Annotated in this window: 13 protein-coding genes; 11 read left to right on the plus strand and 2 right to left on the minus strand. The window is 41.7% G+C overall.

Annotated elements, in window-relative coordinates:
* Nucleotides 1-177: 177 nt before the first annotated feature.
* The 5 genes from ACE198_RS26395 to ACE198_RS26415 all read left to right on the plus strand — a co-directional run bounded on the left by ACE198_RS26395 (nt 178) and on the right by ACE198_RS26415 (nt 5491).
* Nucleotides 178-2340, plus strand: coding sequence for a xanthine dehydrogenase family protein molybdopterin-binding subunit (locus tag ACE198_RS26395; protein ID WP_375377599.1), 2163 nt, complete (start codon nt 178-180; stop codon nt 2338-2340).
* Nucleotides 2337-2813 carry a (2Fe-2S)-binding protein gene (locus ACE198_RS26400; RefSeq protein WP_375377600.1) on the plus strand — a complete coding sequence of 159 codons (477 nt, stop codon included), beginning with the start codon at nt 2337-2339 and terminating at the stop codon, nt 2811-2813. The genes ACE198_RS26395 and ACE198_RS26400 overlap by 4 nt, the downstream gene beginning before the upstream one ends.
* Nucleotides 2798-3667, plus strand: coding sequence for an FAD binding domain-containing protein (locus tag ACE198_RS26405; RefSeq protein WP_251461428.1), 870 nt, complete (start codon nt 2798-2800; stop codon nt 3665-3667). Before ACE198_RS26400 ends, ACE198_RS26405 begins: the two co-directional genes overlap by 16 nt.
* Nucleotides 3668-3694: 27 nt before the next feature.
* A complete protein-coding gene (locus ACE198_RS26410; RefSeq protein WP_251461426.1) occupies nt 3695-4489 on the plus strand; it encodes an XdhC family protein in 795 nt (264 codons plus the stop codon).
* Between the two features lie 159 nt (nt 4490-4648).
* On the plus strand, nt 4649-5491 hold the full coding sequence (locus ACE198_RS26415) for an aldo/keto reductase (RefSeq protein ID WP_375377601.1): 843 nt from the start codon (nt 4649-4651) through the stop codon (nt 5489-5491).
* Between the two features lie 118 nt (nt 5492-5609).
* Here the strand turns inward: ACE198_RS26415 and ACE198_RS26420 are convergent, their stop codons facing one another.
* Together ACE198_RS26420 and ACE198_RS26425 are read right to left on the minus strand one after the other, a co-directional pair.
* Nucleotides 5610-6029: a hypothetical protein gene (locus tag ACE198_RS26420; RefSeq protein ID WP_375377602.1), complete on the minus strand. Its 420-nt coding sequence runs from the start codon at nt 6027-6029 to the stop codon at nt 5610-5612.
* 125 nt (nt 6030-6154) lie between these two features.
* Nucleotides 6155-6523 carry a hypothetical protein gene (locus tag ACE198_RS26425; protein WP_375377603.1) on the minus strand — a complete coding sequence of 123 codons (369 nt, stop codon included), beginning with the start codon at nt 6521-6523 and terminating at the stop codon, nt 6155-6157.
* A 472-nt stretch (nt 6524-6995) separates the two neighbouring features.
* Here ACE198_RS26425 and ACE198_RS26430 point away from each other — a divergent pair, with 472 nt between their 5' ends.
* From ACE198_RS26430 to ACE198_RS26455, 6 genes are all read left to right on the plus strand, one after another.
* Complete coding sequence (locus ACE198_RS26430) at nt 6996-7316, plus strand: PadR family transcriptional regulator (protein ID WP_375377604.1); 321 nt, start codon at nt 6996-6998, stop codon at nt 7314-7316.
* A 70-nt stretch (nt 7317-7386) separates the two neighbouring features.
* Nucleotides 7387-7728 (plus strand): DUF1048 domain-containing protein, encoded by a 342-nt coding sequence (locus tag ACE198_RS26435; RefSeq protein WP_375377605.1) that lies wholly within the window; start codon nt 7387-7389, stop codon nt 7726-7728.
* A gap of 166 nt (nt 7729-7894) precedes the next feature.
* Nucleotides 7895-8656, plus strand: a complete 762-nt coding sequence (locus tag ACE198_RS26440) for an ABC transporter ATP-binding protein (protein WP_375377606.1) — start codon at nt 7895-7897, stop codon at nt 8654-8656.
* The gene (locus tag ACE198_RS26445; RefSeq protein ID WP_375377607.1) at nt 8657-9406 is read left to right on the plus strand and encodes an ABC transporter permease; all 750 of its coding nucleotides are present in this window, start codon (nt 8657-8659) and stop codon (nt 9404-9406) included.
* A gap of 216 nt (nt 9407-9622) precedes the next feature.
* Entirely contained in the window at nt 9623-10078 is a 456-nt protein-coding gene (locus ACE198_RS26450; RefSeq protein WP_098575486.1) for a C40 family peptidase, read from the plus strand.
* Nucleotides 10079-10173: 95 nt separating this feature from the next.
* A complete protein-coding gene (locus ACE198_RS26455; RefSeq protein ID WP_098575487.1) occupies nt 10174-10359 on the plus strand; it encodes a DUF4017 family protein in 186 nt (61 codons plus the stop codon).
* Nucleotides 10360-10509 lie beyond the last annotated feature (150 nt).

Here is a 10509-nt window from a genome sequence, read left to right on the forward strand (position 1 = left end):
ACTATGTCAAATATTCTTACATAAATAGGTAAAGCCTTTCGATATTAAAATATAATTAAAACAACGAAACTTGAATGAAATGAATCATAAAATAGGATTCTCATTTATAAAATCATAGGAAGAGGTTTCTATTAATAAAGTGTCCCCTTTAAAAAAGAGTCGAAGGGTGTTGTTGGAATGAACCTAAAAGACATAAGCACCTCAGTGCCCAAAAAGGATCATAGTGGTAAAGTATCGGGTCAGCTGCCCTACATTAGTGACGTGAAAGTAGAAAATATGGTTTATGGTGTTTTGTACCGATCGCCAATTGCATATGGAAAAATCAAATCCATTCAATTGCCGAAACTACCGGAAGGATATGACGTGGTTGGAGCCGAGGATATTCCGGGACCGAATTATGTCAAGATTATCCAAGAAGATCAGCCCATTTTTGCAAATGAATGGGTCAATTATATTGGAGAGCCGATATTGATGCTCGTAGGCGAAGACCTAGATACCTTGTATAGGTTACTAAATGAAGTAAAGGTTGATTTTGAAGAGAATCAGGCTATTTACACATTGGACGAAGCGATCCATCAAAAATCAAAACCTGGGGTTACGATGGCAAGCTATGAGTTTGGAGAAAGCTTAGCTGTCATTTCAGCCATCGAGCAAAGTGCCTACAGAATCATCGAAGAAGTGTATGACACGGGTTATCAGGAGCATGTCTACCTTGAGCCACAAGGAATGCTCGCCATCTATAAGGAAGAAGAAATTGAAGTCCAAGGTTCTATGCAATGTCTATATTATATTAAAAATGCCTTGCTTAGTGCTTTAGCCTGTGGTGACGATGAAGTCAGAGTAGTTCAGAGCCCGACTGGCGGAGGCTTTGGCGGCAAAGAAGAGTTTCCTTCCATGATGGCCTGTCACGTAGCGGTGGCGGCCAAAGCAGTCAAAAAATCAGTGATGCTCGTGTTTGACCGTGCGGAGGATATGGTGGTGACCACGAAAAGGCATCCCGCTAAACTCAACTATCGAACGGCCATAGATAAGGAAGGAAATATCTTGAGTCTGTGTGTGGACATCTATCTCGATGGCGGAGCGAATGTGGGGTTGAGCTCTGTCGTGCTGCAGCGTGCATTAATAAACAGTGCCGGTGTATATAAAATTCCACATTTTCATGCAAAAGGCTATGTATTAAAGACGAATACCGTTCCGAATGGCGCTTTCAGAGGCTTTGGTGCTCCACAGAGTTTTGCCGGTATCGAAAGTCATATGGGACATCTTAGTAATCAGGCAAATATCGAACCACTTGAATATAAACGAAAATACCTCGTCAAGCAAGGAGATCCTACCATCACTAAAGGTATATTCCGCGATCCAATCTTGGTAGAAGAAATGATTGAGGACCTGCTTAATTCCTCAGATTACAAAAAGAAAAAACAGGAGTTTCAACGATTCAATCAACAAAGTCAGCGGTATAAAAAAGGCATTGGAACCTCCATATTTCTCCACGGCTGCGGATTTACGGGAAGTGGCGAACGAGACCATATTAAAGCAACGGTAAAACTGGTTAAATCAAAGGACGACCAGGTCTCACTAAAAATCTCAAATTCTGATATGGGACAAGGAATCTATACGACGTTGAGTAAAATTGTCGCAAAAGAACTCGACCTCCCATACGAAAGAGTTTCGTATCCTTCTCCTGATACAAAAGAGGTTCCAGACTCCGGCCCGACTGTTGCCTCCCGGACAACGATGATTGTTGGAAAATTGCTTGAACGGGCTGCCAAAAAACTGAAGGATCAGTGGAGGGCAGGGGAGGAACAAGATGTAGTGGAGCATTATGTTCATCGTGAAATGATTCCGTGGAACGAGTTGACCTTCACTGGAGATGCTTATCCGGCATATTCATGGGGTGTGAATATCGTTGAACTGGAAGTGGATACGTTAACAGGGAATGTAAAGCTAGAAAAAGTATACGGCAATTATGAAGTGGGAAAGGTCATAGATGACCGGATTATGAAAGGCCAAATTGACGGTGGTCTGGCTCAGGGCTTAGCGTACGGGTATTTAGAGAAGATGACGTCACATCTTGGCAAGATCCAACAAAAAAGCATATCGGATTACGGACCTCCGACTTCCTTGGACGTGGTTCCAATCGAAAGCAAGGTCTTTGATAACCCCTATGCGGATGGTCCATACGGGGCAAAGGGCGCAGGTGAATTAACGTTAATCGGCGGCGCACCAGCCGTCCAAGCGGCCATCGAGAATGCATTGCAAACTTCTTTTCAGCAAATTCCGATTACACCGGAAGTCATTATTGAAAGTCTTAGGGTGAAAGAGGGTGATGAAGGTTGATTAAATTCACACTAAATGGGAGAACGATAGAAACGGACGCCTCTCCTACAATAAGATTACTAGATTTAATAAGAGAAGAGTTTGAGTTAATTGGAACAAAGGAAGGCTGCGGGGAAGGGGAATGCGGTGCCTGCAGTGTGTTTGTGAATAACCTCCTGCAAAACAGCTGCCTGATTCCCATTGGTTCGATTGAGGGAGCTAATGTCCAAACGATAGAAGGGATTATGGAGACGGAACAATTTAAGATATTAGATGAGAGTTATTCTGAAGCCGGTGGGGTGCAATGCGGTTATTGCATACCTGGGATGGTCATGGCAAGTGCCGCTTTATTATCCAAAAACCCTCATCCATCAGAGGAAGAAATCCGTGAAGGTATTTCCGGAAATCTGTGTCGATGTACGGGCTACAATATGATTGTAAATGCGATCAACCTAGCAGCGAAAAAAGGGGACGGCATATGGCAGAAAAAATAACCTCGTATCGCTTCGATCATTTAGACGACACGTTGAGTCAATTGAACAAAGAAGATTGTGCCATCATGGCGGGTGGAACGGATGTCATGGTCCTCCACAAAAGCCGAAGAGGAGCAGCTCCGAAAATTCCCAAACCGATTATTTTTATTGATCATTTGTCTGAACTAAAGCGGGTCTATCAAAATGAGAAGGATCTTCACATTGGGGCTTGCTGTACCTATAGCGAATTACTGGAAGAACGGTTAATCCCAGTCCCATTAAAGGACGCGATCAGAACGATTGCGGCACCTGCCATTAGAAACAGAGGGACATTAGGCGGGAATATTTGCAATGCATCTCCGGCTGGTGACACACTGCCATTATTATACGTATATAATGCAAAACTTGTACTGCGCTCCATTCATGGTGATCGGATTATGGCTATTAGCGATTTTATTCAAGGCCCCCGAAGGATCGGGCGGAATCAAAATGAGATTTTGGCTGAAATCATATTACCGTCTGTTTTGGAAGAAGGAGCTCATGTCGTTTTCGAGAAAGTCGGCAACCGCAACGCTGATGCCATTGCCAAAGTAGGGTTCGCAGGATACATCCGAATCAATGATGCTCGAATCGATGATGTGCGTTTTGCCTTCGGGGCGGTCGGGCCTACAATGGTTCGTTCGATGGATATTGAAAAGACTCTGGTCGGAAAAAGCGTACCATTAGCCGATGCCGACATCGGGCAGGTAGTGGCAGCATTCGGTAAGATCATTCGGCCAATCGACGATCAGCGCTCCACAGCAGCATACAGAAAAACCGTTTCCTTAAATCTGTTACGTTATTTTCTTAGCATGAAGCATTATCAACCGACTTAATGTTAATAAAAAGGGGGGAGCTTATTCATGCTATTGATGGAAAAAGTCGCCATATTGAACCGTCAAAACAAAACCTTTGCCTTAGCCATGATCATCGAATCAAAAGGCTCAACTCCCCAGCATGTTGGAAAAATGATTGTATACCGTGATGGCACAATTGAAGGTACTGTCGGAGGGGGCTTGGCTGAATACTATATCATCGAAGAGAGTGTTAAAGCGATCCAAGATGGCAAATCGAAAATCGTTGAATACAAATTAAATAAACATGCAAAAGACGGAATTCAAATGAATTGTGGCGGAACATTGCGGGTGTTTATTGAAGTCTATAAAAGCAGGCCAGAACTTGTTCTATGCGGTGCCGGACATTTAGGCCATGCGTTAGCAAAGCTGGCGGATTTCCTTGAAATCCCTTATTGCGTTGTCGATGATCGAGTGGGTTATTGTACGCAGGAGCGCTTTCCAAATGCGACGAACGTTTATGTGGACGAGGATATTGAAAAAGCCTTGCTGGAAGCCGGCCTAAATGAGAACTCCTATGTAGTGATTGTGACAAAGGATGGCGATGATATCGTCTTAAAAACGGCACTGCAATTTCCGATTGCGTATGTGGGCATGGTCGCCAGCAAACGCAAGGTCATAACCATATTTGAAAAATTAAAAAAGGAGGGCGTCAGTGAAGAACGGTTGGAACAGGTACACTCTCCCATCGGCTTGAACATTGGATCAGAAACCACACAAGAAATTGCCGTCAGTATTATTGGAGAGATCATCAAGATAAGTAAGGAAAAAAAGATGACGAAAGTGAAACAATTGAATAGATAAAGCGTATTTTAGAGATTTCGCTTAATGATGGAAATTAAAACATTTACCAGGAGAATCAAGTTCCGAGGTAAGTGTTTTTTTTGCTGGAGCACGCATTTCATGAAAACTATTCAAAATTATGCTAATCTTAAGATATTACAAATAAGGAGGGATTAAATAATGAGTAAAACTATTCCAGAGGTAACTCTTAATGATGGGTTAACTTTGCCGGTAATCGGATTGGGTACATATAAGCTAAAAGGAAATGAAGGGGTTACTTCCATCCAAAGTGCAATGGATCTTGGTTATCGACTAATAGATACTGCTTATAATTATGAAAACGAAGGAACGGTAGGTGAAGCAGTTAGACGCAGTTCGGTTCCGAGAGAAGAGTTAAGAATCACTTCCAAATTACCGGGACGTTATCAATCGTATACCAATGCAGTAACGACCATTGAAGAATCCTTATATAGGGGCCATCTCGATTATTATGATTTATATTTGATTCATTGGCCGAACCCAAAACAAGGCCTATATGTGGAAGCATGGCAAGCATTAATTGACGCAAAAAAGAAGGGGATTATTCGTTCCATTGGTGTATGTAATTTCTTGCCGGAGCATATAGAGCGTCTAGAGAAGGAAACAGGTGTTAAACCCAGTGTAAACCAAATTGAATTACACCCATACTTCAATCAAGCAGATCAAAGAATTTGGCATGAAGAACATGAGATTAAGATCGAGTCTTGGAGCCCATTAGCTCGCGCCAATGATATTTTACATAATGATTCACTTCAAATGATTGCCAACCAGCATAATAAATCCATTTCACAAATAATTCTTCGTTGGCAGTATCAATTGGGGGCTATTTCGATTCCAAAATCTGCTTCTCCTACAAGGCAACTTGAAAATATCTCAATCTTTGACTTCTCCTTGGATGCATCAGAAATGGAACTTATTTCAGGATTAACTCGTCCGGATGGAAGGATCAATAATCAAGACCCCGCTGAATACGAAGAATTTTAATCTAGTAATTTGATAGAAAATCACTCAAAATGGAAAAAACACCTTCAAATGTTATTTTGAGGGCGTTTTATTAAGGAGACTTTTTGGGTGATTTTAAAGTTCGACTGATTCAGACTTATTAATTTTTACTCCAATAGCTAACATAATGAACATGGAAGAGGGGAATACGAACGAATTCCTCATTGGAGACCATATGAACAGTATCATCTTTTACCTCACATATTACCCCTTTAACTCCCTCAGAATGGCCATGATTAATGTTTACCCAATGATATTTCAATAATTTAAGTAAGTCGTTGAAGTTCTCAGCTTCTTTAAAATTCTCAGGAATGTCAATGTCGAAATCCACTTTCTGTTTCGTATTCTCTGTAAAACTATTAATGTGATGAGTATTGTAATAAACGATTTCATCCGCTTCTGTTAATACTGCAATATAATCGTGACCTTCATACAAAAACTTCGAAATTTTGGATTCCGATCCGTCTCGATTAACCTTGATAACTGATTCTTTAAAATATTTCTTGAGGTCTTCGCTCATAGATAAAGTCTCCCCTTACGTTATTTAATGATACTCCATCATATGTAAACGGGAGGAACTTGTCCTAAGCAAATGGCCTGTCTTTTAATGGTAAGTTCTATTAGTTTGAAGAGATATATTACTATCTAGCCCTTAACCACGAGCCAAAGGGAAACTTCTGAATCTGCATTTGAGGCATTGTGAAGGATTAAAACCATGACATTTGTCTCTTTTGGACCATTTTGTAAAGAATAGATGTGTTCCATTGGATCCGTAAAGAATCCCGAAGTGATAACGCTTTCATTTTCTCGTGCAATTAATCGAAAATCTAGATATTCATGACTATTTATCTGGACCCCAGGTCTCCACATATACCGTTTGAAACCATGGCCGAGATCCTCTTCAGCAGCATTTTGATAACTCAAATCGTACCGTCTTTTATTCATAATATGGGGGGATTGTTTCGGTGGATTCGTAAAATGCAGCCATCCGTTTACAGTTGAAAATTTAGTCATAAGAATCATCTCCAAGTCTATTAAATATAAAGTATTACTTTATTAAAGTAATCAAATTAGATCGATCATTACCTTATGTATATTGGACTTTATGGATGCTATTCCAGAATTTTTCCTTCTAATATTTATCATACCATTTTTTGAATATATGGCTGTGTGAAAAGTCATTGTTGATTTCATCATTCATATTTTAGGGGTGTGCTACTTTTGGTGCACCTGAACTATTTACTGGGATCGAAATAAAGAGGAAGGGAGGAGTCGTTATCCCGGTTATTAGAATGATTTTGGTTGTTAATAATAAGTACAAAGAAAAATGGTTGACATTCCCACTACTCGGTGTTACGATGTACTTGTAATAAGCAATACTTAATAGTAAGATTTCCCTAAGTTATTAGTTAAAAATTATTGTTTAGTACTAAGTTATACTGAATATAAGTCAGACAATATAGAGGGGGTAAAGGAGGAGCTGAATATGGAAAATTTAACTGAAATGTTGAAGGGTTCGCTGGAAGGCTGCGTGTTGGAAATCATCAGCCGCCATGAAACCTATGGTTACGAGATTACCCGCCGCCTAAACGAACTCGGGTTTACCGAAGTCGTAGAAGGGACAGTTTACACGATCCTCGTGCGATTAGAAAAGAAAAAACTTGTGAACATAGAAAAAAAACCGTCAGATATGGGGCCGCCCCGCAAGTTTTACTCACTTAATGAGGCTGGCCGCCAGGAACTTGAATTGTTTTGGAAAAAATGGGATTTTGTCTCATCGAAAATCAATGTCTTAAAGTCATTCTAGCTTCATAAGATATTCCATCCAATAATTTGGCGTGTCTTGTTCAGCTATATTAAAAAAGGAGGAAAAATACATGTTGGAAATGTTCAAAAAAATGATTGGTGATAAAAAAGAGTACAAAATGATGATGGCACGAGTTGAAGCCCTGCCAGAGGACTACCAGTTTGTATTTAAGAAAATCCAAAACTACATGTGGAATTTCTCAGCGGGCAACGGTATGGATATGCTGCATATGCAGTATGAATTAATCGAGTTGTTCGAAGCAGGTGCGGCAGAAGGCAGACAAGTGCTGGAAATCACTGGTGAGGACGTGGCTTCCTTTGCCGATGAACTAGTGGCCAACGCTAGAACCTATTTCGCGAAGTATCGTGAAGATTTGAATCAGAGTATCAAAAACCGATTGGGGAAAAAGTAAATTCAATAGATCATTCCTGCTGAATAGCTGGTTACAAATGTATTGTGTCACCTTCACTATTCAGTTATATTTTTAACCTAGTAGTAAGTAATACAGAATATCTGTCAGACTGAGTAGAGAAGGATAGGCAATCTAGCGCAGCGCATTTTATAAGGAGGAAGAAAGTATGAACAATGCAGCGATTTCTGTAAAAGGGTTAAAAAAATCCTTTAAAGACAAGGAAATCTTACAGGGGGTTGATTTTGAGGTCCGGCGTGGCTCCATTTTCGCACTGCTGGGCTCAAATGGAGCGGGCAAGACGACGACGGTAAACATCCTCTCGACGCTGATGAAGCCTGATGGAGGGGAAGTTGGTATTAGCGGCTTCGACCTTCAGCGTCAACCGGATCAAGTCCGCCAGAGCATCAGCCTGACGGGGCAGTTCGCTGCTTTAGACGGAATGCTCACAGGTAGGGAAAACCTGATAATGATCGCCAAGTTGCGAAGAGTTCCTAATCCCGCTCAAGTCGCCGACAAGCTGCTTGCAAGATTCAGCCTGCGTGACGCGGCTAACCGGCGGGCGGACACATATTCCGGCGGGATGAAGCGCCGCCTTGACATCGCCATGAGCCTGATCGGGACGCCAGCAGTCATTTTTCTCGACGAACCGACGACAGGACTTGACCCCGAAGCTCGGATCGAAGTCTGGGATACCGTCAAGGAGCTTGCCGGCGGTGGCACGACCATCTTACTGACGACCCAATACTTGGAGGAAGCAGAACAACTGGCGGACCGGATCGCCATCCTGCATGGGGGGAAAATCATCACAACCGGTACGCTTACCGAGCTCAAAGAGATGTTCCCGCCAGCGAAAGTAGAGTACATTGAGAAGCAGCCGACATTGGAGGAAATTTTCCTCGCGATCATTGGCAAAAAGGAGGAGAGGTAAATGAAAAGCAATACTGGGGTATTACTTGGGCGTTTAATGCACAACATTCTGCGCAGCCCGGATACGATTATCACGGTGGCGATTACGCCGATTATGATGCTGCTGCTGTTTGTCTATGTTTTTGGCGGCGCCATTGAGTCGGGCACAGACAACTACGTCAATTATTTATTGCCGGGTATCTTGCTGATGGCAATAGCATCCGGCGTCGCATACACTTCCGTACGGCTGTTTACGGATGTAAAGAGCGGACTGATGGCGCGTTTCATTACTATGCCCATCAAGCGCTCGTCGGTTTTGTGGGCTCACGTATTGACCTCGCTTGTTTCCAATGCGCTTACTGTCGTGGTGGTTATCCTCGTTGCGCTCTTGATGGGCTTCCGATCCAGCGCAGATATACTGGATTGGCTGGCGGTAACTGGGATACTCGGGCTGTTTACGCTAGCGCTGACATGGCTGGCAGTCATTCCCGGATTGACAGCAAGATCTATGGAAGGGGCGACAGCCTACTCCTACCCGCTGATTTTCCTGCCATTTATCAGTTCAGCCTTTGTCCCCACCGAAACCATGCCTAAAATTGTCCGTGCGTTCGCTGAAAACCAGCCCGTGACTTTCATCGTAAATGCAATTCGCGCCTTCTTGTGTGACGGGTCTGTTGGCAACGGTATCTGGATTGCACTTGCCTGGTGCGTCGGAATTATGATTATCGCTTTTTTCCTCGCCAGTAATGCGTTTAAACGCCAGTTAGGGTAGGGCACCATTGGTTCGGTGTCTGGTGATGTGAAACAGTCCGGTGCAATTGTATGTACCAGACTTTTTCATATAGAAATTCAATCTCTAGTTTCTATAAAGGATCAAGAAAATTATAGTAGAATTACTTTTGTAATAAAATTAACATATTGCTGTGATGAGTCTGTTATACCTTTCTAGTATAGTGAATCTATCAACTCACACTAGGAGGAAACAATCATGCTAAAGAAATTCATCATAGCCTTTACCATCTTAGCTTCTTGTGGCTCTTTGTTCGCCGCCAAGGGTGAAAAAGCGGAAGCAGCAACTTATAATTATCATACTGCAGCGATTTCGATTGCTAAATCTAATCTAGGGGTTCCATACCGATGGGGCGGGATGTCGCCAAGCGGATTTGACTGTTCAGGTCTTGTGAAGTATTCCTACGGAAAAGCGGGAAGAACACTTAATCGCACGGCTGCCCAAATGTACTATGGTAACGGATATCGACCATCTAATCTGCAGATTGGCGATTTACTATTCTACGCACCGACCAAAGCCAGTGCCCCAACCCATGTAGCCATTTATATTGGATACGGGAAAATGATCATGGCATCCTCTTCAAAAGGAGTCATTATTACCAACACAAATAACTCTTATTGGCATCCTAGATATATTGGATCAAAGCGCGTGTAAAGATCATCCTAAGGATGGTCTTTTTTAGGGAATATTTACAATATTGATTATATTTGTTATGATTAGTGTAAAATTACACTAAGGATGTTATTCAAATGAAAAATTTAATTCCGCCATTATTAGCCTACTTAATTGTTTGTATCATTTCAGTCATAGTTCCTGCATCAGAAGGCTATAATACGGTGAGCTGGAAATTGTATGTTGGACAAATTTATGCAATTCCGGTGTTAATCATTGCTGCTTTGGTCACGTTTTTAGTAAACAAAAAGCGTATATATTAGAAAAATGTTTTTTAAATGGAAGTAACCAGCTAATAGTTTGTCAATATTTTTCAATAAAAAATAAAATTTAGTCATGATATACTAAAATTATGCATGCCAAATAACCTTCCACTAACTGATGATTGGAAGGTTTTGTCTTATTTAACTAAA

It is taken from the genome of Neobacillus sp. KR4-4 (assembly GCF_042136325.1).
Lineage (GTDB): Bacteria > Bacillota > Bacilli > Bacillales > Cytobacillaceae > Neobacillus.